This is a genomic window from Streptomyces sp. 891-h (assembly GCF_022760275.1).
GTDB classification, from domain to species: Bacteria; Actinomycetota; Actinomycetes; order Streptomycetales; family Streptomycetaceae; genus Streptomyces; species Streptomyces spirodelae.
On the sequence record NZ_CP050693.1, the window covers coordinates 2,646,740 to 2,673,047 of the forward strand.

Consider the following 26,308-nt stretch of genomic DNA (forward strand, 5'->3'; position numbering starts at 1 on the left):
AAGGTCCGCCGAGGGCCCCACCCTCGGCGGACCGGCGTCGTGCTGGCGGGAATGTGTGCGGCCGTACGGGATGCTGAACCGTATGGAGGTGTACGCACAATGACCGACAGCACCGGTGAGAACGGGTCCGGCTACCGCGTCGAGCACGACTCGATGGGTGAGGTCCGGGTGCCCGCGCAGGCCAAGTGGCGGGCGCAGACGCAGCGTGCCGTGGAGAACTTCCCCCTCAGCGGGCAGCGGCTGGAGCGGGCGCACATCGAGGCGCTGGCCCGGATCAAGGCGGCGGCGGCCGTGGTGAACGCCCGGCTGGGGGTGCTCGACCAGGAGCGGGCCGACGCCGTGCGGGCCGCGGCGGAGGAGGTCGCGGAGGGGCGGTGGGACGAGCACTTCCCCGTCGATGTGTTCCAGACCGGCTCGGGCACCTCGTCCAACATGAACATGAACGAGGTGCTGGCGACGCTGGCCACCGAGCGGCTGGCGGCTGCCGGTGCCGAAGCCCCGTCCGTGCATCCGAACGACCAGGTCAACGCCAGCCAGTCGTCCAACGACGTCTTCCCGTCCTCCATCCACATCGCCGCGACCGCCGCCGTGACCGCCGATCTGATCCCGGCGCTGGAACATCTCGTGCGGTCGCTGGAGGGCAAGGCGAGCGAGTTCGCCGCCGTGGTGAAGAGCGGGCGCACCCATCTGATGGACGCCACTCCCGTGACGCTGGGCCAGGAGTTCGGGGGCTACGCCGCACAGATGCGGTACGGCGTCGAACGGCTGCGCGACGCGCTGCCCCGGCTCGCCGAACTGCCGCTTGGCGGTACGGCGGTGGGCACCGGGATCAATACGCCGCCCGGCTTCGCCCCCGCCGTCATCGAGGAGGTGGCCCGCTCCACAGGGCTGCCGCTGACCGAGGCGCGGGACCACTTCGAGGCGCAGGGCGCCAGGGACGCGCTGGTGGAGACCTCAGGGCAGCTGCGCACCGTCGCGGTGGGGCTCACCAAGATCTGCAACGATCTGCGCTGGATGGCCTCCGGGCCGCGCACCGGGCTGGCGGAGATCGCGCTGCCCGACCTCCAGCCGGGCTCGTCGATCATGCCGGGCAAGGTCAACCCCGTCGTTCCGGAGGCGGTGCTGATGGTCGCCGCTCAGGTCACCGGGAACGACGCGACGGTCGCGGCGGCGGGCGCCGCGGGCAATTTCGAGCTGAACGTGATGTTGCCCGTGATCGCCAAGAACCTGCTGGAGTCGGTGCGGCTGCTGGCCAACGCGGCCCGGCTGCTGGCCGACCGCACCGTCGACGGCATCACGGCGAACACCGAGCGGGCGCGCCAGTACGCGGAGTCCTCCCCCTCTGTCGTCACTCCGCTCAACAAGTACATCGGATACGAGAGCGCGGCGGCCGTCGCCAAGAAGGCGATGGCCGAGCAGCTCACCATCCGCGAGGCCGTACTGGCGAGCGGCCATGTCGAGCGTGGCGAGTTGACGCTGGAGCAGCTCGACGAGGCGCTGGACGTGCTGCGGATGACACACCCTTGATCCGAGGGGGTCCGATGGGCCGAGGGGACCTCGACGGCGGGCCGGGAAAACTCTCCCCGGCCCATCGTCGGCACGCTGCGGCACAGCTCACGGCGGTCCTGGGGGCATGGCACCTAAGATCCCGTCATGACAGCGGAACAGGCGACGTCGTCACAGCAGCGCTGGCCCAGCGGCACCCAGATCCTGTGGCGCTACCGCGCCAACGGCTCGGGGCACCCGCACATCTGTCGCCCCGTCACCGTCGTCAGTGACACGGCCGAGCTGCTGGCGGCCTGGATGGCGCCCGGCACACCGTGCGTCAAGCCCGAACTGGCCGACGGCACCCCGCTGCACCGGGAGCCACTGGCGACCCGCTACACCAGACCGCGCACGGTCGCCTTCACCCACTGGTCCGGAATGGGCGTGTTGAAGCTGGCACGGGAGGGCGAGCCGTGGTCGGTGTGGCTGTTCTGGGATCCCGGCTGGCAGTTCAGGAACTTCTATGTGAACCTCGAGGAACCACTGCTGCGCTGGCCTGGCGGGGTGGACTCCGAGGACCACTTCCTGGACATCGAGGTGCGCCCGGACGGCAGCTGGAGATGGCTGGACGAGGACGAGTTCGCCCAGGCGCAGCGCGTGGGGCTGCTGGACGCGGTGCAGGCCGACCGGATCCGCACGGCGGGCCTGCGGGCCGTCGAGGCGGTGCGGGCGTGGGGCTCGCCGTTCGCGGACGGCTGGGAGCGGTGGCGGCCCGACCCGGCCTGGCCGGTGCCCGGGCTGCCGGACGACTGGGACCGGCCGCCGTTCGAAACGTCCGACGCGGTGGACGGGACGCCGTTCAACGTGTGTCCGCACCGACCTCCCGATGCCCCTTGATACGCCCCCATACTGCAAACGTAGGATCAACATCCGTAAACGTACGCTGCACAACTCCCCTCACCCCCCGGGGACTTGACCGGCAGCCAGGAAGGAGCCCAGCCGTGAGCAGCTCTGCGGGTTTTGGGGCTAGCGGGAGGTCCGGGGCAGGTGTCGGGGCATATGACGGATTTGACCGTACGAGCATCGACAGATCGGGCCAGGCCGAGGCGTTCGACGCCATCGGGGACCGCTACGACGAGGCCTTCCCCCACAAGGAAGGCCAGATCGCCGGCGCCGCCTGGCTGTCCGACCAGCTGCCGCCCGGCTCCCGGGTGCTGGACGTGGGCTGTGGGACCGGACTGCCGACGGCACGTCAGCTCACCGACGCCGGGCACAAGGTCGTCGGCGTCGACCTGTCGTCCTCGATGCTGAAACTGTGCCGCGACAACGTACCGGAGAGCGAGTGCCGCAAACTGGACGTGGCAGATCTGGAGTCGTCGGGTCTGGGCCCGTTCGACGGCGCCGTGGCCTTCTTCTCCCTGCTGATGCTGCCCCGACCGGAGATCCCGTTCGCGCTGCGGGCCCTGCACAGCCGGCTGCGCGCCGAGGGCCCACTGGTGCTGGGCATGGTGGAGGCGGACGTGAACGATTTCGCGATCCCGTTCCTGGGCAACACGATCCGGGTATCCGGCTATCTGCGGGACGAATTGCGCGGGGTGGTCCAGGACGCGGGATTCGATGTCGTAGGAGAGGACGCGCGCGCGTACGCTCCTGCGAGCACGGACGTACCTCCCGAGATTCAGCTCTTCTTGCAGTGCCGACGACGCCCATAGACCGCGAGCACCCAGCGCAGGGCGTGCGCCGACGCGCAGCCCCGGATGGATGGAAACCGAACGCGTGACGGAGCACGAGAAACCTGCGGCGAGCAGCACCACCGAACCGGCGCACCCCACACCGTCGGGGAACGCCCGCACCGGCCCCGGCGGCGACGAGAGACAGCCGGCCCCGCGTGGCCGCGACGCCGCCACGCCGCGGCCGCGGCAGCACCCCCCGCAGCCCGGCGAGCGGGCCCCGCGCCCCGAGTCGGGGCTGCCCGGCGAGTCCGGTGTACGCGGGGAGACGGGTGTGTCCCCGGAGACGGATGCCGCGGAGACCGGCGTGCCCACCGGGGCCGGTGGGTCCGCCGAGACCGGTGGGTCCGCCGAGCCGCCGCTGGGCGGTGACCCCAACAGCGAGCGCTCCGAGCGCGAGCGCCGGGGCGGGGACCGGCTGCGGTTCGTCGGCGCGGCGACGCGGCGCATCGCCCGCGGTGTCGACCTGGACGAGACGGTGCTGGGCCTGTGCCGCGCCAGTGTGCCCGCGTACTCGGACGCGATCCTGGTCTATCTGCGCGATCCGCTGCCGGTCGGCGACGAGCGGCCCACCGGGCCCTTCGTCCTGCGGCTGCGCCGCAGCGACCGGATCCCCGAGGACCCGCTGGCAGCCCAGGCCCTGCAGGCGGCGCAGGCGACGGCGCCCGGCGTGCTGACGGCGGAGGCCACCGGGCATCCGACGGAGGCCGCCGAGTACCCCGGACACAGCGCCGCGGAGGCCGCGGGCCTCTCGCTGGGGATGGCGGCGGGTATGGCGGCCGGCGCGACGAGCACGACAGCGGCCAAGCTCACCGAGGTGCGTCCGGGCGGCCCGCTGGCCGAAGTGCTGCGCGGGGTACGGCCGGTCTTCGCGGACTCGGCTGCGGCCAGCGCCGCGCTCCCCGAACTCCTCGGCCCCGACCGCGAGGTGCCCACCGGGCACCGCGCCATCCTCGCGCCGCTGCGCGGCCGCCGCCGGGTGATCGGCGCCGCCGTCTTCCTGCGCCGCCCGGACCGGCCCGCCTTCGAGCCGGACGATCTGCTCATCGCGGCCCAACTCGCCACCCATACGGCACTCGGCGTGGACAAGGCAGTGCTCTACGGGCGCGAGGCCTACATCGCCGACGAGTTGCAGCGCACCATGCTGCCCGACGAGCTTCCGCAGCCCACCGGCGTCACCCTCGCCAGCCGCTATCTGCCCGCCGCCGAGACGGCCCGGGTCGGCGGCGACTGGTACGACGCCATCCCGCTGCCCGGCTCCCGAGTGGCGCTGGTGGTCGGCGATGTGATGGGCCACTCGATGACCTCGGCGGCGATCATGGGGCAGCTGCGGACGACCGCGCAGACCCTGGCCGGTCTCGACCTGCCGCCCCAGGAGGTGCTGCACCACCTGGACGAGCAGGCGCAGCGGCTCGGCAGCGACCGGATGGCCACCTGCCTGTACGCCGTCTACGACCCGGTCGCGCATCGTATCGTCGTCGCCAACGCGGGCCATCCGCCGCCCGTCATGCTGCACCGCAGCGGGCGCGCCGAGGTCCTGCGGATACCGGCCGGTGCGCCGATCGGGGTGGGCGGGGTCGACTTCGAGGCCGTCGAACTGGACGCGCCCGCCGGTGCCACGCTGCTGCTGTACACCGACGGGCTGGTCGAGTCGCGGCAGCGCGACGTGTGGACCGGCATCGAGCACCTGCGCGAGAAGCTGGCCGCGACCGCGCGGCTCACCCGGCCGGGCGCCTCGGCCCCGCTGGAGCCGCTGTGCGACGAGGTGCTGGACATTCTCGGCCCCGGCGACCGGGACGACGACATCGCCCTGCTGGCCGCCCGGTTCGACGGGATCGCACCCAGCGACGTGGCGTACTGGTTCCTGGACCCGCGCGCCCAGACCGCGCGTCAGGCACGGCGGCTGGCGCGCAGAGCGCTGGCACGCTGGGGGCTCGACGAGCTGTCGGACTCGGTGGAACTGCTGGTGAGCGAGATCGTGACGAACGCCGTGCGGTACGCGGAGCGTCCCATCACATTGCGGCTGTTGCGCACCGATACGTTGCGGTGTGAGGTGGGGGACGATGTGCCGCAGTTGCCGCGGTTGCGGCAGGCCCGCGCCACCGATGAGGGTGGACGCGGGTTGTATCTGGTCAACCGGCTGGCCCGCCGGTGGGGTGCGACGCGGCTCTCCACCGGAAAAGTCGTCTGGTTCGAACTCCCCGTCCCGGAGCCCGACCCGGACTTGTGACCCTGCGCCACCCGTTCCGGCTGCGCCGGGCTGAGCTGCGCGGGCTGCGCGCTGCTGTGCTTGGGAGGTCTGCGCCTGGGGTACCTCCCGGACGGAGTCCGGGGGAGCAGACTGCCCAAGCACAGCAGCGCGCAGTTGAAGGCGCGGCTCAGCTCAGCTGGGCCTCGGCGTCGAGGGTGGTGGCGACGGCCTGGACCACGGAAGCGATCTTGAACGCTTCCTGGATCGTCTCGCGGTCGACACCGGCCTTGCGCAGCACCTGCTCGTGCGAGTCGAGGCACTGTCCGCAGCCGTTGACGGCGGAGACGGCGAGCGACCACAGCTCGAAGTCCGTCTTCTCGACACCGGGGTTGCCGATGACGTTCATCCGCAGTCCGGCGCGCAGCGTGCCGTACTCCGGGTCCGACAGCAGGTGCCGGGTGCGGTAGAAGACGTTGTTCATCGCCATCACGGCGGCAGCCGACTTCGCGGCGGTGTACGCCTCGTCGGTCAGGTTCTCCTTGGCCTCCGGCTCCAGCGCGCGCAGCACGATCCCGGAGCGGGAGGCGATGGCGCAGGCCAGCACGGTGCCCCAGAGCTGCTGCTTGGGCAGCTCCGAGTTGCCTATGACGGAGCCGAGGTTGAGCTTGAGGTCCTTCGCGTAGTCCGGAAGGGCCGACTTGAGGTCAGTGAGGGCCATGTCGCTCACTCACCAGCCAGCAGCGCGACCGGGTCGAGGGTCTCCTCGCCCTTGCTCCAGTTGCAGGGGCACAGCTCGTCGGTCTGGAGCGCGTCGAGGACCCGCAGGACCTCCTTGGGGTTACGGCCGACGGAGCCGGCGGTCACCATCGTGAACTGGATCTCGTTGTTCTGGTCAACGATGAAGACGGCACGCTGCGCGAAGCCGTCCTCGCCCTCGATGCCGAGCGCGCGCATCAGCTCGTGCTTGGAGTCGGCCATCATCGGGAAGGGCAGGTCGGTCAGGTCCGGGTGGTCCTTGCGCCAGGCGTGGTGCACGAACTCCGAGTCACCGGAGAAGCCGAGGATCTGCGCGTCGCGGTCGGCGAACTCCTCGTTCAGCTTGCCGAACGCGGAGATTTCCGTCGGACAGACGAAGGTGAAGTCCTTGGGCCAAGCAAAAACGACCTTCCACTTGCCTTCGTAGGTCTTGTGGTTGATCGTCTCGAACTCCTTGCCCTTCTCCAGAGAGACGCAGGCGGTCAGCTCGAACTCAGGGAACTTGTCACCGACAGTGAGCACGTACACACTCCTTGCACTTGCGGCCAGGATGCCCGTATTGCATGCATTCCTGGAGGTTGGTCACCACCACCTAACCACATACGCTATTGATCGCGGAAATAGCCCGCGTCGAGTCATTTGATCGGCTGAAGTTATCAGCCGGTGAGGGGCCGTCCGGTCCGGGAGGCGGGGAGTTTCGCCCGGAAGGCGGGGAGTCAGGAGCGGAGACAGGCGCGGCGGCCCGGACCGGCGTACGGTCCGGGCCGCCCGCGGGCAGCTCAGGCGGGGGCTGGATTCAGGACTCGTCGCCCTGGTCCTGCTCGGCGCCCTCGACCTCGTTGGTGACGTTGGCCTGGCCGACCTTGCCGAAGATCTTGGTGATGATGTCGCCCGCCTTCACCGACTTGTTCAGCTGCGACAGATCCACTCCGTAGGAGTCCTCGACGTTGGCGTAGCCGAGATCACCGGGGCCGCTTTCGCTGATCTCCTGCTGGTTGACCGAAGCAGCGAAGTTCAGGTTCATGTCGGCCATGGCGGCCGGAGCGGAGAGACCACCGAGTGCGACAGTGAGGCCGACCACGGCCGCGGCGCGCGCGCATGTCTTCATTGCTGACTCCTCCTCGTTGATGTCTGTTTCGCGGAGTTTGTACGACATTAGTCTTATCGACTTTGTGCGAGCTTTACGCAATTCATGACGGACATTCACCTGTCAGGCGGCACCATCGGCCCCGGCGGCGCCCGCGCTCACGGAGCTTGATCGCGGAAATGGTTAGAGTGAGGAGGGTTGATTGGAGTGAGTTATCAGTGACCCCCGCCTCCGCCACCGACGTACCGGCGCAGCCGACGCGCGGCCCCGCGCAGCCGGCGCGTGGAGCGCGTGCCCGGCAGCCGAGCCTCTCGCAGCTGCGCGCCTTCGCCGCCGTGGCCGAGCACCTGCACTTCCGGGAAGCCGCGGCGGCGCTCGGGATGAGCCAGCCCGCGCTCTCCGGCGCCGTCGCGGCCCTGGAGGAGACGCTGGGGGTGCAACTGCTGGAGAGAACCACCCGCAAGGTGCTGCTCTCCCCGGCGGGTGAGCGCATGGCCGCCCGCACCAGGACAGTGCTGCACGCCGTGGGCGAGCTGATGGAGGAGGCGGAGGCCGCCCAGGCACCGTTCACGGGGGTGCTGCGGCTGGGGGTGATCCCGACGGCCGCGCCGTATCTGCTGCCCACCGTGCTCGGTCTCGTCCACCAGCGCTATCCCGATCTGGACCTGCAGGTGCACGAGGAGCAGACCGCCTCGCTGCTGGAAGGGCTGGGACAGGGACGGCTGGATCTGCTGCTGTGCGCGGTACCCACCCCGAAGACCGCGGCCATGGGATACGCGCAGGCGCCCCGGATACTCGAGGTGCCGCTGTTCGACGAGGACTTCGTGCTGGTCACCCCGGACGACCACCCGGCTGCCGGGCGCTCGGACCTGCCACGCTCCATGCTGCGCGAACTGGATCTGCTGCTGCTCGACGAGGGCCACTGCCTGCGCGACCAGGCGCTCGACATCTGCCGCGAGGCGGGGCGTGCCGAGTCGGGCAGTGTGACGACCACAGCCGCCGGACTCTCGACGCTGGTCCAGCTGGTGGCCGGAGGCATGGGGGTGACCCTGCTGCCGCGTACGGCTGTCCGGGTGGAGGCGGGGCGCAACGAGTCGCTGCGCACGGCGTACTTCGCCGACCCCGCGCCCTCCCGCCGGATCGCGCTGGCGATGCGGGAGGGCGCGGCACGCGAGGAGGAGTTCCGCGCGTTCGGCGACGCCCTGCGGGCCGCCATGCGCTCCCTGCCCGTCCGCCCCGTGCTGCCTTAGGAGGCGGCCTGCCGTGCTGCCGTAGGAGGGCTCCTGCCCGTGCTGCCGTGGACGAGCCGTACCGCCAGCCATCCGGCGGTACGGCGGTGACGTCGGCTCAGCCCTCGCGTGGCGGGCGGCCCCTGCGCGGGTGGGCGCGTGCCTCCTTGGGCAGCCGGCCCGCCTCCTTCAGCGCCCGGCGCAGCAGGTAATCGATCTGCGCGTTGGTGGAGCGCAGCTCGTCGGCGGCCCAGCGGGCGAGTGCGTCGTGCATCGCGGGGTCGAGCCGCAGCAGCACCTGTTTGCGCTGCTGCGACCTGCCCTTGCCCGTCGCACTTCCCTGGCCGCCCGCCGCGGGCTGCCCGGAGGACGGCCGCTCGGGGTCCGGGGCGCCGCCCTCGCCCTCGCCGACGGCGCTCACTGGTAGAGCGACCCCGTGTTCAGTACGGGCTGCGGGGAGCGGTCGCCGCACAGCACCACCAGCAGGTTGCTGACCATGCTGGCCCTGCGCTCCTCGTCCAGCTCCACGAAGTCCTGGGCCGTGATCCTGGCCAGCGCGTCCTCGACCATTCCGCAGGCGCCCTCCACGATCTGCTTGCGGGCCGCGACAACCGCGCCCGCCTGCTGCCGCTGGAGCATCGCGGAGGCGATCTCGGACGCGTAGGCCAGATGCGTGAAGCGGGACTCGATGACCGACACCCCGGCGGCGCGCACCCGGGCGGTGAGCTCGGCGGCCAGCTTCTCGGTGATCTCCTCCGCGTTGCCCCGCAGCGAGAGGCCCGCCTCGTCGTGCGCGTCGTACGGGTACTCGATGGCGATGTGCCGCACGGCCGCCTCCGTCTGGGTGGAGACGAACTCCACATAGTCGTCGACGGAGAAGGTGGCCTGCGCGGTGTCCCGGACCTGCCAGACGACGACGGCCGCGAGCTCGATCGGGTTGCCGTAGGCGTCGTTGACCTTGAGGACGGCCGTCTCGTGGTTGCGGACCCTGGTGGAGATCTTGGTACGGCTCGTCAGCGGGTTGACCCAGCGCAACCCGTCGGCGCGGATGGTGCCGGTGTAGCGGCCGAAGAGCTGGACGACGCGGGCCTCGCCCGGCGCCACCATGTTCAGCCCCGCCATGCCGAAGACGGAGGCGATCACCAGCACCACGCCGAGCACGATCAGCGCCCCGCCGCCCGCGCCGCTGCCGTCCGAGGCGAGGCCGCCGCCCGTGATGACGGCGCCGACGCCGAGCAGGAAGCCGATCAGCCCCAGCAGCAGGGCGAGTCCGCCCGGAATGCTGTGCGCTGTCGTCTCCCGCACTTCCGGCGTGGGCATTTCAGGTGCGTCGGTCGGCTGGTCAAGGCTCATCGCGATCCCCCCGCTCTGTCTGTGGTCCGGCGCGTGCCCGTTCCGGGAAGCGCCGCGCCTATCAAAGTGCTATCACTTTAACTCCTCCGCAATCTGCCCGCCAGCCCCCGGCCGCACCCGCTGCGCGGCCGGGATGCGCCGGCTGCGCGGCCCGGGCGGAAGCAACCCGCCCGCCCGTCTCTGCGTCAGCCAACGGGACGGTCGTAGCCGGACGGTCCTCGGGAGCGGGTGCGGACACCGAGCGGGAAAGTGGGCGATGGGACAGGCAGCGGACGACCGGCTCGCACCGCCACCACCCGCGGAGCCGCTCGACACACCCGAGCCACCCGGCGACGCCCGCTCACCCCGCCCCGGCAAGCCGCCGCGGCCCCGCGCCGCACCACACCACCGCACCCGGCCGCACCGCGGCACCCGGCAGCGCCCCCGCTCCGGAAGCGCCCGCCCGGCCGGTACGGGCGACGGCACAGGCGAGGACAGCCCGCCGAGCGGCACCCCGGCGCTGCGCCGGATACGCCGTCGCGCGCTCGGCCTGGCCCGGCGCCTGCTCCGCCGCCCGTACTGGCAGGCACCCAGCTCCGCGTACGTCATACGGCGCTGGCCGGGGCTGACGGCCATGTGCTGCGCCACCCTGTTCTTCTGGCTGTCGCTGACGCCGTCCCTGGTGCCCCGGCCCTGGCTGTTGCAGGGGGTGATCGGCGGGATAACCGCCGCCATCGGGTACGCGATAGGCGGGCTGGCCCAGTGGCTGGTCCGGCTCACGCTCGGCCCGCTGTACCGCCGCTACCGGCAGCCCCTCCTGCGCCGGCTGCCGGGGCGGCCGGGCCCGCACTGGCGGGCGCGCGCCTGGCTGGCGTACTACGTGCTCAGCACCGGGCTGACCATCGCCGCGCTCTCCTGGAGCGCCGACGCGCAACGGGAGCTGCGCCGACTCCAGGAGATGCCGGAGACCCTCACCTGGCACTCCATGATGATCGCCCTGCTCGCCATGGGGATCTGCTTCGCGCTGGTGGCGATCGGCCGCGCGGTACGGCTCGGTACCCGCGTTCTCATCCGGGTGCTGGGCCGCTTCGTGCCGCGTCCGCTGGCGATCGGCGTGGGGCTGCTGGTCAGCGCCACCGTCGTGGTCTTCGGCACCCGCGACGTGGTCTTCGACCGCGGGGTCATCGACGTCGCCGCCCGGCTGGCCGAGAAGACCGACCAGAGCACCAAGGACGGCATCGTCCAGCCCACCTCGCGGCTGGTCTCCGGCAGCCGGGCCTCACTGGTGCGCTGGGAGGAACTCGGCTACGAGGGCCGGAACTTCACCGGGTCATCGCTGACGCCGCACCAGATCAGCACCGTCACCGGCAAGCACGCCGTGCAGCCGATCCGCGTCTACATCGGCCAGGAGTCCGCGCCCACCTTCGCCTCCCGCGCGAAGCTGGCGGTGCGGGAGCTGGAGCGTACCGGCGCCTTCGACCGGGAGGTGCTGGCCATCGCCGGGACCACCGGGCGGGGCTGGGTCAACTCCACGGACGCCGAGCCGCTGGAGTACATCCACGGCGGCGACACCGCGATCGTCGCCGTGCAGTACTCCTACCTGCCCAGCTGGGCCTCGTTCCTGGTGGACAAGGAACAGGCGGGCCGCGCCACCCGGGCCCTGGTCGAGGCCGTACGTGCCCGCTGGCTGCGCATCCCCGCCGCCGAGCGGCCGAAACTGGTCGTCTTCGGTGAGTCCCTGGGCGCCTACGGGATCGAGGCGTCCTTCGACGGGCCCGACGACATGCTGGCCAAGGTGGACGGTGCGGTGCTGGCCGGGACGCCCAACTTCTCCCCCATCCGCCGCCGGCTGACCGCGCACCGCGACCGGGGCAGCCCCGTCTGGCGCCCCGAGTACGACAAGGGGCGCCACTTCCGCTTCGCGCAGTGGCCGAAGAGGGATCTCGCGCGACCGGGCCCGGCCTCCGGGTGGAAGGGGCCGCGCGTGGTCTATCTGCAGAACGCCTCGGACGCCATCGTGTGGTGGTCGCCCGAGCTGGCCTTCCAGCCGCCCCGCTGGCTGCGCGAGCCGCTCGGCCCCGACATCACGGACGAGGTCAACTGGTTCCCGCTGGTCACCTTCTGGCAGACGACGGTGGACATGGCCGTCTCCTACGGCGTCGGCGCCCCGCACGGCCACCGCTACGGCAACGGATCCGTGGAGGCGTGGGCGGCCGTCGCGCCCGACAAGGGCTGGACGAAGCAGGACACCGAGCAGCTACGGCGCTTCATGGACCAGCGCGAAGCGCCGTACTGAGGCGGACGGCGGGGCTCCGGGCCCCGGCCCAAGCCTCATTCCCCGGACGCCGGACCCGGCTGGTCGGCGGGGCCCTCCCCGGTGCCCGTACCGGCCTGCTGCGGCGCTGCCTCCCGCAGTCTGCGCAGGGTCTGTTCCTGCGCGTAGCCGCGCAGATAGCCGACGACGGTGTTGACGACGGCGACCAGCGGAACCGCCACCACCGCGCCGGGGATACCGGCGATCAGGCTGCCGCCGGTCACGGCGAGCACCACGGCCAGCGGATGGACCCGCACCAGGCGGCCGAGGATGAACGGCTGCAGGATGTGGCTCTCGATCTGCTGGACGGCCAGGACGACGGCCAGCGCGAGCAGCGCCGTGACGATGCCGTCGGTCACCAGCGCCACGACGACGGCCAGCGCCCCGGAGACCACGGCACCGATGATCGGGATGAACGCGAAGAGGAAGATGAAGACCGCGAGTGGCACCGCCATCGGGACATTGAGGAAATACAGCCCGATACCGATGAAGACGGCATCGATCAGCGCGACTATCACCGTTCCGCGCACATAGCCGGTCAGCGTCGCCCAGGCGCGCGGACCGGCGCCCGCCACACCGTCCCGCGCCGCCGCGGGCACGAACTTGAGCGTCCACTCCCAGATGCGGCGGCCGTCGTAGAGCAGGAAGAGCGTCACGAACATCGCCAGCAGCGCGCCGGAGAGGAACTCCAGGATGACGGTGACACCCTCGATGCCCGCCGAGGTCAGCTCCTTGCTGTTGTCGCCGATCCAGTCGCTGAGATTCTGTGCGATCTCGTTGATCTGGTCCTCTGAGACGTGGAAGGGGCCGTTGAGTGCCCAGTTCTTCAGCTCCTGGATACCGTCCTGCACCTTGTCGGTGAGGGTGTCCAGGTTCTCCATGACCTGCCACACCACGAACCAGCCGACCAGCCCCATGATCACGAAGCCGCTGATGAAGGTGATGGCGGTGGCCAGGCCGCGCCCCAGGCCGAGCCTTCTGAGCCGGGCGACGGTGGGCTGGAGCAGCGCGGTGATCAGCAGGCCGGCGGAGAAGGCGATGATCACCAGGCTGATGGTGCTGACGACCTTCATCAGCACCCAGATGACTCCGGCGAGCACCAGCAGCCGCCAGCCCGCCTCGGCTGCGACCCGCACGCCCCACGGCACGGCGGCGGCCGGTTCCGGTTTGGCGGCTATGGCGGGCGCGTACTGCGGGGGCGGGGGGACGTAGCCGCTGCCCTGGGTCTCGCCGCCCGCCTCGGCCTCGGCCTGGGCACGGCCCGCCTCGGTGTTGGAGAGCCTGGGGTCGATGCCGTCGGCCCTGCGGGCGGCCTCGGCGTTGCGTGCCGCCTCGGCACGCCGCTCGGCGGCCTTCGCGGCCCAGCGGCCCGCGGCCGCTCTGAGCCTGTCAATGCTGCTCGTCATTCCGCTTCCTCCGCCCCCGGGCCAGTGCCTTCGCCGTGTGAGGGACGACGTTACCCGTGCCGAAGGTTGCTTCCCGCGCCCGATAGGTAGGTGGTCCACATCACGGACGGACGGAGAGGTGCTCCGCAGGCCGCCGCCCCGCCTGCCGCGTAACGCGCGATGCCCCTCGTGCCGATCTCGGAAGATCGCCACGAGGGGCATCGCGTACGGTCGCGTCGGCGTCTGCCGACGGCGGGGCTCAGTAGTGGTGGTTGACCTGCCAGAAGTCCCATGCGTCGCAGGGGCTTCCGTACCGGTCGTTCATGTAGTTGAGGCCCCACTTGATCTGGGTCGCCGGGTTGGTCCGCCAGTCGGCGCCGGCCGAGGCCATCTTGGAGCCGGGCAGCGCCTGGACGAGTCCGTACGCACCGGACGAGGGGTTGGTCGCCCGGTAGTTCCAGCCGGACTCACGCTCGATTATGTTCGCGAAGCACTGGTACTGACCGCTGCCGACGATCTGCCGGGCCATCGACTGGATCTCAGCAGTGGAGTACGACGACTTCTGGGCGAAGTCACCGGCGCCGCGTTCGGCGGAACGGCTGGCGGCCGACTTGAGCTTCTCGCGCTCCTTGGCCTTCTCGGCGGCTGCCTTCTTGGCTGCCTCAGCCTTGGCCTTCTTCTCCGCTGCGGCCTTGGCGGCCTGCTTGCGGGCTGCCTCCTCGGCGGACTTCCTCGCCTCGGCGTCCGCTGCGGACGACGCGGCGTCCGCCTGCTGCGTGAGGGCTGCCGTCTGCGCCTGGGTCTGTGAACCGGCTGGTATGTCCTCTAGGAGCGTCGCCTGGGCGGCGGTGGCCTCGGCGTCGCCGGACGCCTGGCCCTGGTCGGCGCCTGCGGCAACACCGACGACGGCGCCGACGGTGGTGACCGCGGTGGCGGACGCCACGGCGAATCCCCGGACCGAAATCCGAGCAGTCACACGGTTTCCTTCCAACATGCCCGCTGGGGTGACCTCGCGGACGCAATCGTGCCCCTGACACTGGCCTCCCTCGTTCTGGCCACGGGAGGCACGGGCCCGGTGGGTCTCCCGCACAGGGAGAGCCCGCGTGGTGCTTTCGGGCGGCATACGGCGCAACTGCTGTTCAGTTCTGTACTGCTCTGCGGTGTCGCACCGTTGGTGGTGCGGGTGTGCCGTATGCGGGGCCTGACAGGACCCACACCCTGCCGGAACCGGACGCGCCGAAGCAATTCTGCGTTGAGTGGGAAAGCTCACACGGCGTTTGGGGCACGGGAATCCCGGAAATAGGCGCGCGACCGGGCCCCGTACGGCTAGGGTGCTGTGCCCTTTTCGCACGGGGCCCGGTCGAGAAGGCAGTTATGGCGCTCAGTTGAGCATTACGCCCGGGCTGTTGCCGGTCAAACGCGGCCCTCCTCGAGCATTTCGGTCACCAGTGCGGCAATCGGAGAACGCTCGGAACGCGTCAGGGTGATGTGCGAGAAGAGCGGATGACCCTTCAACCGCTCGACCACGGCGACGACTCCGTCGTACCGCCCCACCCGCAGATTGTCCCGCTGCGCCACATCGTGGGTGAGCACCACCCGCGAGTCGGTACCGATCCGCGAGAGCACGGTCAGCAGCACGTTCCGCTCCAACGACTGCGCCTCGTCGACGATGACGAACGCGTCGTGCAGCGAACGGCCCCTGATGTGGGTGAGCGGCAGCACCTCCAGCATGCCCCGGGCCACCACCTCCTCGATCACCTCCCGGCTGGTGACCGCCGAGAGGGTGTCGAAGACGGCCTGCGCCCAGGGGCTCATCTTCTCCGCCTCGGTGCCCGGCAGATACCCCAGGTCCTGGCCCCCGACGGCGTACAGCGGCCGGAAGACCATCACCTTGCTGTGCTGCCTGCGCTCCAGCACCGCCTCCAGCCCGGCGCACAGCGCCAGCGCGCTCTTGCCCGTGCCCGCGCGGCCGCCCATCGACATGATGCCGACCTCCGGATCGAGCAGCAGGTCGAGCGCGATCCGCTGCTCGGCGCTGCGGCCCTTGATGCCGAACGCCTCACGGTCGCCGCGCACCAGCTTGATCTTGCCGTCCGGTGTCACCCGGCCGAGCGCCTTGCCCTTCTCCGACTGGAGCACCAGTCCGGTGTGCACAGGCAGTTCGGGAGCGTCGTACGGCATGGCCACGCACTCCGTGGCGAACAGCTCGTCGATGTCCTCGCCCGGCAGCGTGAGTTCCGCCATCCCCGTCCAGCCGGAGTCGGTGATGGCCAGCTCCGCGCGGTACTCCTCGGCCAGCAGCCCGACGGACGACGCCTTGATGCGCAGCGGCAGGTCCTTGGAGACCACCGTGACGTCGTACCCCTCGGCCTGGAGGTTCCGGGCGACGGCGAGAATCCGCGAGTCGTTGTCCCCCAGCCGGCCGTGCTGGTTCAGGAAGGCGGCCGGGAGCACCGCCGGATCCGAGTGGTTCAGCTCGACGCGGAGCGTGCCGCCCGTGTCGCCGATCGGGATCGGCGCATCGAGGCGGCCGTGCCGCACGCGGTACTCGTCGAGCCGACGGAGGGCCTGCCGGGCGAAGTAGCCCAGCTCTGGGTGGTTGCGCTTGGCCTCCAACTCGGTGACGACGACCACGGGAAGCACGATCTCGTGCTCGTCGAACCGGTCCATGGCGGCCGGATCCGCCAGCAGCACGCTCGTGTCGATGACGTACGTGCGTCGGTCGGACTCACTGCGCTTCTTGCTGATCACCACGGTGGGACGAACCCCCTCGGATGAGGTCGGGGAGCGACGGCGTCGCGGGGGAAGAGACCGGAGAAGACCCGCACCACACGGGCCGGACTCCGGCCCTCCGCGTCCTGCGTCCGGCCCGTGCGGGAGTACTGCGCCGCGCGGGCCGGAGGCATCCGTGGTGTCCAAAGGGCCTCCCGGCGACCGCGACCCGTGGAAGGGGCACGGTCGTGAGGGATATTCCCTCTGGAGTGCTCCCCCATGCAATACCGCTGCGCTCCGCCCCGCCGCCCAACCAACTCGCGGGCCTCTTTTTCTTGTGCTCCCGCACTGCGCGCCGCGCGAGCTGTGCTGTGCTGTGCTCGGGCAGCTCCTCGCTGTGCTTGGGAGGTCTGCGCGTGGGGGTACCTCCCGGACGGAGTCTGGGGGAGCAGGGCCGGCAAGCTCAGCGCACCGGCTCGCGCCCGGCGACGATGCAGTCAGGCCCACGACGGGCAGCCGCCGCTCGGGAGGGCGCACCGTTTCGTTGCCGTCTGCGGCCCGGTGGGCTGCGCTTGCCCACCCTGCGCCCCTGGCGCAGGGTGGGCAAGCACAGCGCAGGCCAGCGCAGGGTGCTGCACCAAGCGGGGGCGGCGTGGGGCGGCGTCAGCCGCCGTAGCGGCGGTGGCGGGCGGCGTAGTCGCGGAGGGCCCGCAAGAAGTCGACCTTGCGGAACCCGGGCCACAGCACTTCGCAGAAGTAGTACTCGGAGTGCGCGCTCTGCCAGAGCATGAAGCCGGACAGCCGGGTCTCCCCGCTGGTACGGATGATCAGGTCGGGGTCGGGCTGCCCCCGCGTGTAGAGGTGCTCCGAGATGTCCTCGACGGTGAGCCGCTCCGCGCACTCGTCGAGGCTTATCCCACGCGAGGCGCGGTCCATCAGCAGCGAGCGGACGGCGTCGGTGATCTCCTGCCGGCCCCCGTAGCCGACGGCGACGTTCACCAATATCCCGTCGACCTCGCCCGCCTGCTGCTCGGCTTCCTTGAGCACCTTCTGGGTGCCGGCGGGCAGCAGGTCGAGCTGGCCCACGTGGTGCACCCGCCAGCGGCCGTCTGCCGCCAGGTCCCGCACGGTGTCCTCGATGATCCCGACCAGCGGGAGCAGCTCGCTCTCGGGGCGGTTGAGGTTGTCCGTCGAGAGCAGCCACAGTGTGACGACCTCGACATCCGTCTCGGCGCACCAGCCGAGCAGTTCCTGGATCTTGGAAGCGCCGGCCTTGTGCCCCTGTTCGGTCGTCCCCCCGGCCGCACGGGCCCACCGCCTGTTGCCGTCCAGGATGACGCCGATGTGCTTGGGCACCTGGTCGTGGTCGAGACGGTCCTCCACCCGGCGCGCATAGAGCTTGTACACCAGGTCGCGCAACTTCATGGGAACGGCCAGCCTCTCCGTGCCGAGTCGGGATTCCCAGCACCTTACTGCCGTTCGCCCGAGCGTACGAACCGGGCCGGTCACGGGTGCGAACCCCGCCCCCCACGGGTGCGAGGGGACCGGTGGCGCGGCGGTGATAGGAAAAGGCGTATGTCACACGGCACACATCGCACCACGACCCCCGTCCCCGTCCCCACGGCCGTCCCGTCCGACACGCTCTACCGCGCGGAGCCGACGCGGTACGACGCCATGGAGTACCGCCGCACCGGGCGCTCCGGCCTGAAGCTGCCCGCGATCTCGCTCGGCCTGTGGCACAACTTCGGCGACGACCGCCCGCCGGCCACCCAGCGGGCGATCCTGCGCCGCGCCTTCGACCTGGGTGTGACCCACTTCGACCTGGCCAACAACTACGGACCGCCGGCCGGCTCGGCCGAGCTGAACTTCGGCCGTATCTTCGCCCAGGACTTCCGGCCCTACCGTGACGAACTGGTCATTTCCACCAAGGCGGGCTACCTCATGCACCCGGGCCCGTACGGGGAGTGGGGCTCGCGCAAGTATCTGCTCTCCTCGCTCGACGCCTCACTGAGCCGGATGGGCCTGGAGTACGTCGACATCTTCTACTCGCACCGCTACGACCCCGATACCCCGCTCGAAGAGACCATGGGCGCGCTCGCCACCGCCGTCCACCAGGGCAAGGCGCTCTACGCCGGTATCTCCTCCTACAGCGCGGCACGCACCCGCCAGGCCGCCGCGCTGCTGCGCGAGATGGGGGTCCCCGCGCTCATCCACCAGCCCTCCTACTCGATGATCAACCGCTGGACCGAGGAGGACGGGCTGCTCGACACGCTGGAGAGCGAGGGCATGGGCTGCATCTCCTTCGCGCCGCTCGCCCAGGGGCTGCTCACCGACAAGTACCTCGACGGCATCCCCGAGGGTTCCCGGGCCAGCCAGGGCAAGTCCCTGGACCCGGCGCTGCTGACCGAGGAGGTCGTACGGCGGCTGCGCGGGCTGAACAGCGTCGCCGAGCGGCGCGGGCAGTCGCTGGCCCAGCTGGCGCTCCGCTGGGTGCTGCGCGACCCCCGGATGACCTCGGCGCTCATCGGGGCCAGCTCCGTGGCGCAGCTGGAGGCCAATGTGGCGGCCCTGCGCGGGGCCCGGCTCACCGAGGAGGAGCTGCGCGAGATCGACGAGCTCGCCGTCTCGGAGCCCGGCACCAACATCTGGGCCGCCAGCAGCAACTCCTGAGCCGGGGCTCAGGCGGGACTCAGACGGGGACCGAGGCGGCGCGCGGCCCTCGGCGGGAACGCAAAGCGGGCCGGTCCGTGGGGGGATACGGACCGGCCCGAGGGGGGGTCTCCACCATAGCCCCTCGGGCACGATGTTCCGCACACCAACAACCGTGTCGCACAAGCGGATCCGGTGCCCCCGGGCACGCCGTCAGACGGCCAGCCCGCCCAGGACGACACCCGCCAGCGCTCCGAGCACCATGAAGGGTCCGAAGGCCATGGCGCTGTTGCGACGGGCGCGCCCGGTCGCCATCAGCGCGAAGCCATAGCCGGCTGCCGACAGAAAGCCCAGAAAGGCTCCGGCGAACAGCACCCCCCACCCGTACCACCCAAGGGCTACCCCGACCGACAGCGCCAGCTTGACGTCGCCGAAGGCCACCGCTCGCGGGCTGATCAGGAACAGCACGAAGAACGCCCCGGCCAGCGCCAGACCGCCCAGCAGCGCCCGGGCCCAGCTGCCGCCCGCTCCCGGCAGCAGCGCGGCGAGCCCCAGCAGCGCGGCGGTTCCGGCCGCCAGTGGCAGGGTCAGCATGTCCGGCAGCCGCATCACCGCGAGGTCGACCGTCGCGAGCAGCAGCGCGACGGGGACGACGAGCAGCCAGACCGCCAGTTCGGGACGGAGGCCTACGGTGGCCGTCAGGCCCGCGCAGATCAGCGCACCCAGCGCCGCGGGGACGCGCCGCCCGCGCCCGTACGCCCCTGGCGGCTCCTGGCTTCCGGCGCACGGGCCGCACACGGCGGGCCCCAGAACGCCGCGCACTCCCCCGCCGAGCGGATGTCCCTGCGGACAGCCGCTGCGCCACGGCTGTCCGGGCTCCACCGAGAGGCGGTAGACGGCACGCGGCAGGAGGGAACCCGCCACGGCGCCGTAAGCGGCGGCGGCCACGATCGCTATCCACTCCAGCGGCACACCGCGAGCTTACGTCCGTCTTGACGCGTCCTTGCCCCGCCCTTGCCCCGGACTTACGGGACGGCTCCCTACTCGCCCGTAGGGAGGGGTTCGGGAGCGATTCATCTCACACCCGGTCGGAGCATCTCGGAGCGGGACAGCGCCGACACCTGCGACGCAGCACCAACCGGCCCTCCCCGGCCCCTCGTTAACCAGCTGTCGTTGTCAGAGGGGGGCCGTACTGTAGTCCGTATGACATCGACTCCCACCGGGCCCGGAGAGCCCGGACGGTCCCAGGCGGCCGGCGCGGGCCGGGCGCCCTCGCCCGAGGTATCCGCCACCGCGGCCAACGACGCCATCCGGCAGTTCGTCGCGGGCCGCACCCTCTGGTCGAAGGAAGCACTCGCCGAACTGGACCGGCTGCGCGGGCAGTGGCAGCGCGCCGTTCGTGCCGAGGTGGTCAAGGCAGCGTGAGGGCCGCTGCCTTGACCACCTCCCCCCTCTCCCCCTCCCCCCTGTCGAACCGACTCCTGAACGGGGTCTCGTCAGCCGCCTGTTGATCCGCAAGCATGTACGCGTGACACCAGACGACGACGGTTCGAAAGCGCGCGCCCGGCGCGGACGGCGGCGGCTGCTGATCGCCGGAGCGCTGTTCGCGACGCTGGTCCTGCCCAGGGTCACCGGAACCCCCGGATACGTGGACGCTTCGGACCGCGCCGAGGCCGCCCGACCCTCCCAGTCCGGCAACGTCTCGCCCGGCCCGTCACCCCGCCACCCGGGCGACGGCTCCCTCCCCTCGCCCGCACCTTCCCGCCCCGGCTCCGGACCCGGGCCCGGCAGCGCACTGCCGAGCCCGCCCGGCGGCGCACCCACGCCCGGTACCCCGGGGCCTGCGACAGGGCCCGGTACCGACTCCGTCGCGGGCGTCTTCCGTTCGGTGCGTGCGGGACAGTGCCTGACCGTGCACGGGAACGGCTCCGGGTGGAGCCGGCCGGCGCCCACCAAGGCCACCCATGTGGCGTGCGGTGACGACCGCGCCTACACCCGGGTCACCGCTGTACGCCGCACGGGCGCGGACGGCGGGGAGGGACGCGCCTGCCCCACCGGCAACGGGCGCGCCACCTGGACGCACGGCGACACCACGCTGTGCGTCACCCGCCAGTTCCGCACCGGCCAGTGCCTGCTGGCCGAGTGGAGCGGCGGCGACATGCGTGCCGCGCTGATGTCGGCGCCCGCCTGCTCCAAGCAGGCGCCCTCGGGCCAGGGGCGGTACGACCGGCTGCTGACCATCACCGGCGTCCACGACGAGCCCACTCCCTGCCGGCAGGGCGACGACGGCGGGCACTCCCGCTACTGGTCGTGGAAGGTGGACGGCGGCAGCCGCACCCTGTGCACGGCCGACGCGACCGAATAGCGCGCCCTGACCCTGCCCCACGCCTCCGGGGCGGCGGTCGCCGACACGACTGCCAGTACGCCGACGACCAGCGCGCCCGGCAGAGCAGCGCCCGCCAGGGCCAGGAACGGGATCGCCGACAGCGCGGCCACCAGGCAGTAGAAGGCGCCGGCCAGGGAGAGGAAGCACTGGGTGCGCGGCGGCCCGTCCCCATTGAGTCTGACGACCAGCGCGGCGCAGACGGCCGCCCACAGCGCGGCGCGGGGCTCACCGAAGCCGGCGGCGTCCCGTACCGCTTCGACCGCCCTGAACCACCACTGACCGTCCAGCGTGTCCACCAACTGCGGGAAGCTGTCGGCGTAGCCGGGCAGCCGGGCCCCCTTCGGCACCTCGCCGTCCAGCGCCGCCACGTCCTGCCGTACGAACTCGGTGATCAGCAGCACCGCCGCACCGAGTGCCTGCGCGAGACCCGTCACCCAGCCGACGCTCCAGGCCCGGAGCCGGGAACCGCCCGGGGGCGCGGTGCCGTCGGGGCCGACGCCGTGCGCGTCGGCGTACGCGTCACCGTGCGCGTTGCCGCTCAGGGCGCCGCTCGCGTCACCGCCGGCGCCGCCGTCCGCCGCGGCCGGCTCGCCGGGCACCGGCTCCGCTTCCGTCGCCGCGCTCCCCACCCCTGCACCGCCCCCTCGGTCATCGCCCGGCTCACGACGGCTCCGCTCAGCCCGGCTCAACTCCCGTTCATGATCCGGGCAGCAGGACCCGCCCGCAAGAAGTCAGTCCTTCTTCGGGAACGAGACCTCGACCCGGCGGTTCTTCGCCCGGCCCTCCTCGGTGCTGTTGTCGGCGACCGGGTAGTCCTCGCTGTAGCCCCGCACATTGAAGCTGACGTCGGACCCCAGCTGCTGGGCCAGCGCCGCCTGGACGGCCGTGGCCCGCTTCTTGGACAGCGTCCTGCCGTGCTCGTAGGAGCCGAGGTCGTCGGTGAAGCCGAAGACGTTGACCTCGGTGCTCCCCTGCTTCTCGATCTCGTCCGCGATCGTCTTGATGCGGGCCTTGGCCCCGCTGTTGAGCTCGGCGCTGTTCTTGGAGAAGAGCACCTCGGCCTGGAGGGTGAACTTCGTCTTGGCCGTGCTGTCCTCGCGGCGCTGCTCGCCGCCCAGGTCCTCGGTCACGAACTTGATGTCCAGCACCTTGGGCTCCGCCAGCTTCGCGCCGCTCGCGAGCCGCAGCCCGTCCGCCTCGGCGTCCACCTTCACCGGCGTCTCCGAGTCGCCGATGTTGTCCGGCGGCTCGCTGAACCCCGGGTCCCCGGGCCCCTTCTCCCCCGGCAGTGAGGGCGCCAGCCCGGTAGGAATCCCGGTGGGGTCGTCGGTGGGCAGGGGGGTGGGCACGCCCGGCGCCGAGAGCGTCGGCTGGGGGGTGGGGTCGTCCGCGGCGGCCGGAGCCCCGCCGGCCGCCACGAGCAGGACGGCGCACACCGAGGTGGTCAGGGCGATACGGGAGGTGGGGGACCCAGGGGCGGCCATCTCGTCACTCTCCCGACAGCTCGACCGTGGCGCTGGGCAGGTCCGCAACCTGGAAGTCCACCTTGTCGGTGGACGGCGGCGGCGCGGGGAACTGGGCGTACCAGTGGGTGGACTTGCCCTCGGGGAATCCGGACCGGAAACGGGTGCACAGGCAGCGGCCAGTGGTGTCGCGAAGCACCAGGTAGCGCTTCTTCTCCTTCTTGTCGACCATGGTGGCCCCCGCCATGGACAGCCCGTTCTTCTTCAGTTCCGTCTCGTCGCTCTGCCAGTCGGGGAGCGTCACCACGGACGGCCCGCTGTTGGTCACCGTGCCCTTGAGCGTGGCGAAACCGCCGTCGTCCCGTACGGCCGAGGTGATGGTGAGCGTGAGGGTGCCGTCCTTGCCTCCCTTCACCTGTGCGAGCGGCTCGCCCTCGGTCTCGTCCTGGCCGCTGCCGCTGCCGGTGTCTCCCCGCTCCTTCCCGGATGAGGGGGCGGGCTTCTTGTCGTCCTCGCCTCCGCCGTCGCCGCCCCCGCAGCCGGCCGCCGTGAGCGCGAGGCCGGTCACCAGCGCCGCAGCGGCCACGCCCCTACGCGCATTTCTGGTGCGCCGCATCGTCATGACTCGTTCTTCCCTCGTCGTCGGTGTCTTCTCAGTCGGCCAGGACGACCGAGAAGAGGTCTGCGGGTTTCAGGTCCGGCTCTTTCCCGTCCGGGTCGACGTCGTCCGGATCGACGGTGATCTCGTCGCCGTCGCAGTCGAGCTCGATCTCCTCGGTGTCCGCTTCCGGGTCGAAGTCGCAGCGGGGCTTGATCACCGCGGTCGCCGTGGCCTTCGCCTTCTTGTCGCTCGCGCCGGGGATGATGCTCTTGCCCGTGTCGAACCGCGTTCTGATCCGCACGGTGTAACCGCTGTCGCCGTTCCGCGCCGTCTGCTCGCAGCTCAGTACGTCGGACCGGTTGCGGCCTGCGAAGTGCTCCGCCGCTCCGCAGCCGTCCGAGGTGAGGGCGCCCGCCCCGTCCAGCCAGTCCTGCCACGCATCGTCGTCGTCGACGGCTTCGAGGAAGCCCTCGAACAGTTCGTCCCTGTCGTCCATCGCGGCCGCCAGGGCCGCGGCGTCGGCCGCGGTCTGGCCCGAGTTCCGTACGGTTCCGGCCTGGGCCACCGCGAAGAAGGCGAAGGCGCAGAAGAGCAGTCCGGCGATCACCGCTCCGAAGAGGATGACGGTCGCGCCCTGGTCACCCGCGCGCGGGTGCGCCCTCAGCCGCCCAGGATGCTGTTCACGGCCCTCGAGATGGCGCCGGAGATCGCCTGGTCCAGTCCCAGGCCGCGAATGGCCAGGATGATGCCCGCGACGAGGATGACGATGCCGGCGTATTCGATGGAGCTCGCGCCCCGGTCCGAGGGGCGCCCTCGCATGAGAGCGAGGCGGGTGCGGACGCGCCCGCGCGTGGCGTTCGACATCGGGTTCTCCTCCGTTGCTGGCTGACTCGGAGCCGCCCCCTCGGGGGCCGCCGCGGGATAGTGACGTCACGTGCGCGTGCCCCCTCCCGTTGCCACTCCGCGGTGTAGCTAACAGTCGTTACCCGAATGCAGACTGTGCCATATCTCTCAGCGGAGGGCGATGGGAAGGGGGAGAACCAGTTCGGCTGAACCGCTGTGCGCGGGCGGCGCGTTGGGTGTCCGCGCCGGAAGCGGTCAGCCACCCAGCACCGCGCCGAAGTCCGTGTCGGAGCCCAGGATGAAGGTGGCGACGATGAGGATGAGGGTGCCGGGGAGCAGGAAGGCGATGGTGGTCATGGTGGCTTTGGGCACCGTCTTGGCCGCCTTGCGCCGCGCGTTCTGCGCGTCGGTGCGGCGCATGTCGGTGGCGATCTGGATGAGTGTCTCGGCGATGGGCGCGCCGAGCTCCTCGCCCTGCTGGAGGGCTGTGACGAACTGGTCGACCTGGTCGCTGGCGTTGCGCCGGCGCAGCTCGTCGAATGCCTGCCTGCGGCTGACGCCCATGTCCATCTGGCGCAGGGTGATGCGCAACTCGTCGGCCCAAGGGCCCTGGTAGCGGTCCGCGACGCGCTCCAGGGCCTGCCGGAAGCCGAGTCCGGCGGAGACGACGACGGCGAGGACGTCGAGGAAATCGGGCAGGGTGCGTTCGATGACGCGCCGCCGGTCCTTGATCGCCTGCCGGATGGCGAGGTCGGCCGCGAACCAGCCGAAGGCCAGCGCGAGCGCGGTGAAGAACAGGCTGCCGGCCGAGAGCCCCACCAGTGCCATGGCAATGCCGAAGATTCCGTAGACGGCGCGCCGAGCCGCGTACCGCTGGAGGGTGAGGCCGCCCGGGTTGCCCGCCTGGTCGATCCTGCGGCGTTTGGCGGCGACCTGTCCCGGCCCCATCAGCCGCAGCACCAGCGGTGCGAGGCGCATGCCGAGCCGGTCGACGGCGGCCTCGCCCTTGGTGGTGCGGGTGGCGCCGACTTCCAGGGCGACGGCGAGGTCGGGCGGCAGCTTGGTCTCGGCGCGGTACATCCGCAGGCCGGCGAACGCGCCGTACACGGCGAGTGCGCTCAGCACGGCTAGTGCGAGGGCGATCACGGGTTCACACCTCGATCCGGCCGAGGCGGCGGATGACGAGGAACCCGGCGGCGAACAGGGCGACGGCGACGACCATGGCGACCTGCCCCACCGGGCTGCCGGTGACCCGTGCGAGGGCGCCCGGCATCATCGAGTTCATCATCAGCATCGCGCCGAGGCCGAGCAGCGGGATGGTGAACGCCGTCGCGTTGACCTCGGCGAGCATGGTGCGCACCTCGCGCCGGGTCTCCTTGCGCTCCTCCAGCGTGGTGGTGAGATTGCGCAGGGAGGCGACGATGGTGCCGCCCGCGCGGTTGGCGAGGACCAGGGTGGTGACCAGGACGACGAGTTCGCGGGAGGGCAGCCGCTGGGCGAGTTCGCCGAGCGCGTCGTCGATGGAGCGGCCGACGGCGAGCTGGTTGGTGACGATCCGCAGCTCGTCACCGGCCGGGGCCTCCAGCTCCTCGGCTGCCATGCCCAGCGCCGTACGCAGCGCGAGCCCGGCCGAGGTGGCGTTGGCGAGGATACGGGCGAGTTCGGGCAGCTGGTTGATGAACTGCTCAGTACGGCGCTGACGCTGGTGGTTCAGCAGGGCGTTGGCGGCCAGTACACCGACGAGCCCGGCTATCGGCCCGAAGAACGGGGCGAGGACGGACGAGGCCAGCATCCACAGGACGGCCACCAGGCCGGTCAGGTAGACGACGTACTCGCCGGGTGTGAGGTCGAGCCCTGTGGTGGCCAGTCTGGCCTGGAGGCGGCGGCCGGGTCCGGTGGCGCGGACCCGCCGGTCGACGCCGGTGAAGCGGCGCCGTCTGCCGCCGCTGCCGGACGGCAGTGCGGGCGGGGCGCCTTCGTGCCGCCCGAGCCGTTCGAGGAGCGCCTGGCGGCGGGCGCGGCCCGAGGCGAACAGGAACACTCCGGCGGTGGCCAGCGCGCAGGCGGCCAGGGTGGCGCCGAGTGCGAACTGCGCCGCTGCGGTGGCCTCCAGCGCGACGGTCGCGCGTGGTGTGTGCGGCACGG

The 26,308-nt window shown here is 71.4% G+C and carries 26 protein-coding genes; 9 read left to right on the forward strand and 17 right to left on the reverse strand.

The genetic code is table 11. The features are described from left to right. Window positions 1–99: 99 nt before the first annotated feature. The 4 genes from HC362_RS11260 to HC362_RS11275 all read left to right on the forward strand — a co-directional run bounded on the left by HC362_RS11260 (window position 100) and on the right by HC362_RS11275 (window position 5,445). Window positions 100–1,527: a class II fumarate hydratase gene (locus HC362_RS11260; RefSeq protein ID WP_243083825.1), complete on the forward strand. Its 1,428-nt coding sequence runs from the start codon at window positions 100–102 to the stop codon at window positions 1,525–1,527. 126 nt (window positions 1,528–1,653) lie between these two features. Next, window positions 1,654–2,382, forward strand: a complete 729-nt coding sequence (locus tag HC362_RS11265) for a DUF402 domain-containing protein (protein WP_243083826.1) — start codon at window positions 1,654–1,656, stop codon at window positions 2,380–2,382. Between the two features lie 104 nt (window positions 2,383–2,486). After that, on the forward strand, window positions 2,487–3,197 hold the full coding sequence (locus tag HC362_RS11270) for a class I SAM-dependent methyltransferase (protein ID WP_243083827.1): 711 nt from the start codon (window positions 2,487–2,489) through the stop codon (window positions 3,195–3,197). A gap of 49 nt (window positions 3,198–3,246) precedes the next feature. After that, window positions 3,247–5,445 (forward strand): ATP-binding SpoIIE family protein phosphatase, encoded by a 2,199-nt coding sequence (locus HC362_RS11275; RefSeq protein ID WP_243083828.1) that lies wholly within the window; start codon window positions 3,247–3,249, stop codon window positions 5,443–5,445. Window positions 5,446–5,593: 148 nt separating this feature from the next. Here the strand turns inward: HC362_RS11275 and HC362_RS11280 are convergent, their stop codons facing one another. The 3 genes from HC362_RS11280 to HC362_RS11290 form a co-directional block, all read right to left on the reverse strand. After that, window positions 5,594–6,124 (reverse strand): alkyl hydroperoxide reductase, encoded by a 531-nt coding sequence (locus tag HC362_RS11280; protein WP_209266367.1) that lies wholly within the window; start codon window positions 6,122–6,124, stop codon window positions 5,594–5,596. A gap of 5 nt (window positions 6,125–6,129) precedes the next feature. Beyond that, a complete protein-coding gene (locus HC362_RS11285) occupies window positions 6,130–6,684 on the reverse strand; it encodes a peroxiredoxin (RefSeq protein ID WP_243083829.1) in 555 nt (184 codons plus the stop codon). A gap of 274 nt (window positions 6,685–6,958) precedes the next feature. Then, the gene (locus tag HC362_RS11290) at window positions 6,959–7,270 is read right to left on the reverse strand and encodes a hypothetical protein (RefSeq protein ID WP_243083830.1); all 312 of its coding nucleotides are present in this window, start codon (window positions 7,268–7,270) and stop codon (window positions 6,959–6,961) included. Between the two features lie 296 nt (window positions 7,271–7,566). Between HC362_RS11290 and HC362_RS11295 the strand changes: the two genes are divergently transcribed. Continuing rightward, window positions 7,567–8,499, forward strand: coding sequence for a LysR substrate-binding domain-containing protein (locus HC362_RS11295; RefSeq protein WP_243088496.1), 933 nt, complete (start codon window positions 7,567–7,569; stop codon window positions 8,497–8,499). 97 nt (window positions 8,500–8,596) lie between these two features. Here the strand turns inward: HC362_RS11295 and HC362_RS35040 are convergent, their stop codons facing one another. Both HC362_RS35040 and HC362_RS11305 read right to left on the reverse strand, forming a co-directional pair. Then, window positions 8,597–8,776 (reverse strand): hypothetical protein, encoded by a 180-nt coding sequence (locus tag HC362_RS35040; RefSeq protein WP_347568537.1) that lies wholly within the window; start codon window positions 8,774–8,776, stop codon window positions 8,597–8,599. 119 nt (window positions 8,777–8,895) lie between these two features. Continuing rightward, window positions 8,896–9,831, reverse strand: a complete 936-nt coding sequence (locus HC362_RS11305) for an SPFH domain-containing protein (protein ID WP_243083832.1) — start codon at window positions 9,829–9,831, stop codon at window positions 8,896–8,898. 256 nt (window positions 9,832–10,087) lie between these two features. Here HC362_RS11305 and HC362_RS11310 point away from each other — a divergent pair, with 256 nt between their 5' ends. Beyond that, window positions 10,088–12,106, forward strand: coding sequence for an alpha/beta-hydrolase family protein (locus tag HC362_RS11310; RefSeq protein WP_243083833.1), 2,019 nt, complete (start codon window positions 10,088–10,090; stop codon window positions 12,104–12,106). A gap of 35 nt (window positions 12,107–12,141) precedes the next feature. Here HC362_RS11310 and HC362_RS11315 read toward each other — a convergent pair whose 3' ends face one another. The 4 genes from HC362_RS11315 to HC362_RS11330 all read right to left on the reverse strand — a co-directional run bounded on the left by HC362_RS11315 (window position 12,142) and on the right by HC362_RS11330 (window position 17,646). After that, complete coding sequence (locus HC362_RS11315; RefSeq protein WP_243083834.1) at window positions 12,142–13,530, reverse strand: AI-2E family transporter; 1,389 nt, start codon at window positions 13,528–13,530, stop codon at window positions 12,142–12,144. 238 nt (window positions 13,531–13,768) lie between these two features. After that, entirely contained in the window at window positions 13,769–14,503 is a 735-nt protein-coding gene (locus tag HC362_RS11320; protein WP_243083835.1) for a transglycosylase SLT domain-containing protein, read from the reverse strand. Window positions 14,504–14,922: 419 nt separating this feature from the next. Beyond that, window positions 14,923–16,263 carry a PhoH family protein gene (locus HC362_RS11325; protein ID WP_243083836.1) on the reverse strand — a complete coding sequence of 447 codons (1,341 nt, stop codon included), beginning with the start codon at window positions 16,261–16,263 and terminating at the stop codon, window positions 14,923–14,925. A 621-nt stretch (window positions 16,264–16,884) separates the two neighbouring features. Beyond that, window positions 16,885–17,646: an isoprenyl transferase gene (locus HC362_RS11330; RefSeq protein WP_209266376.1), complete on the reverse strand. Its 762-nt coding sequence runs from the start codon at window positions 17,644–17,646 to the stop codon at window positions 16,885–16,887. Window positions 17,647–17,796: 150 nt separating this feature from the next. Here HC362_RS11330 and mgrA point away from each other — a divergent pair, with 150 nt between their 5' ends. After that, window positions 17,797–18,891 (forward strand): L-glyceraldehyde 3-phosphate reductase, encoded by a 1,095-nt coding sequence (gene mgrA / locus HC362_RS11335; protein ID WP_279240091.1) that lies wholly within the window; start codon window positions 17,797–17,799, stop codon window positions 18,889–18,891. 192 nt (window positions 18,892–19,083) lie between these two features. Here mgrA and HC362_RS11340 read toward each other — a convergent pair whose 3' ends face one another. After that, window positions 19,084–19,842: an A24 family peptidase gene (locus HC362_RS11340; RefSeq protein WP_243083837.1), complete on the reverse strand. Its 759-nt coding sequence runs from the start codon at window positions 19,840–19,842 to the stop codon at window positions 19,084–19,086. 231 nt (window positions 19,843–20,073) lie between these two features. On the opposite strand from HC362_RS11340, the gene HC362_RS11345 reads away from it, so the two are divergent. Both HC362_RS11345 and HC362_RS11350 read left to right on the forward strand, forming a co-directional pair. Further along, window positions 20,074–20,295 carry a hypothetical protein gene (locus tag HC362_RS11345; RefSeq protein WP_243083838.1) on the forward strand — a complete coding sequence of 74 codons (222 nt, stop codon included), beginning with the start codon at window positions 20,074–20,076 and terminating at the stop codon, window positions 20,293–20,295. Window positions 20,296–20,398: 103 nt separating this feature from the next. After that, entirely contained in the window at window positions 20,399–21,235 is an 837-nt protein-coding gene (locus HC362_RS11350; protein ID WP_243083839.1) for a hypothetical protein, read from the forward strand. Here the strand turns inward: HC362_RS11350 and HC362_RS11355 are convergent. From HC362_RS11355 to HC362_RS11385, 7 genes are all read right to left on the reverse strand, one after another. Continuing rightward, entirely contained in the window at window positions 21,172–21,885 is a 714-nt protein-coding gene (locus tag HC362_RS11355; RefSeq protein ID WP_243083840.1) for a hypothetical protein, read from the reverse strand. The two genes, HC362_RS11350 and HC362_RS11355, sit on opposite strands and share 64 nt — an antisense overlap. Before the next feature lie 102 nt (window positions 21,886–21,987). Next, window positions 21,988–22,740, reverse strand: coding sequence for an OmpA family protein (locus HC362_RS11360; protein WP_243083841.1), 753 nt, complete (start codon window positions 22,738–22,740; stop codon window positions 21,988–21,990). A 4-nt stretch (window positions 22,741–22,744) separates the two neighbouring features. Continuing rightward, window positions 22,745–23,341 carry a hypothetical protein gene (locus HC362_RS11365; RefSeq protein WP_243083842.1) on the reverse strand — a complete coding sequence of 199 codons (597 nt, stop codon included), beginning with the start codon at window positions 23,339–23,341 and terminating at the stop codon, window positions 22,745–22,747. A 31-nt stretch (window positions 23,342–23,372) separates the two neighbouring features. Next, entirely contained in the window at window positions 23,373–23,927 is a 555-nt protein-coding gene (locus tag HC362_RS11370) for a hypothetical protein (RefSeq protein ID WP_243083843.1), read from the reverse strand. Between the two features lie 53 nt (window positions 23,928–23,980). After that, window positions 23,981–24,184, reverse strand: coding sequence for a hypothetical protein (locus tag HC362_RS11375; protein WP_243083844.1), 204 nt, complete (start codon window positions 24,182–24,184; stop codon window positions 23,981–23,983). 234 nt (window positions 24,185–24,418) lie between these two features. Then, on the reverse strand, window positions 24,419–25,309 hold the full coding sequence (locus tag HC362_RS11380; protein WP_243083845.1) for a DUF5936 domain-containing protein: 891 nt from the start codon (window positions 25,307–25,309) through the stop codon (window positions 24,419–24,421). A gap of 4 nt (window positions 25,310–25,313) precedes the next feature. Continuing rightward, a complete protein-coding gene (locus HC362_RS11385; protein WP_243083846.1) occupies window positions 25,314–26,306 on the reverse strand; it encodes a type II secretion system F family protein in 993 nt (330 codons plus the stop codon). Between the last annotated feature and the right edge of the window lie 2 nt (window positions 26,307–26,308).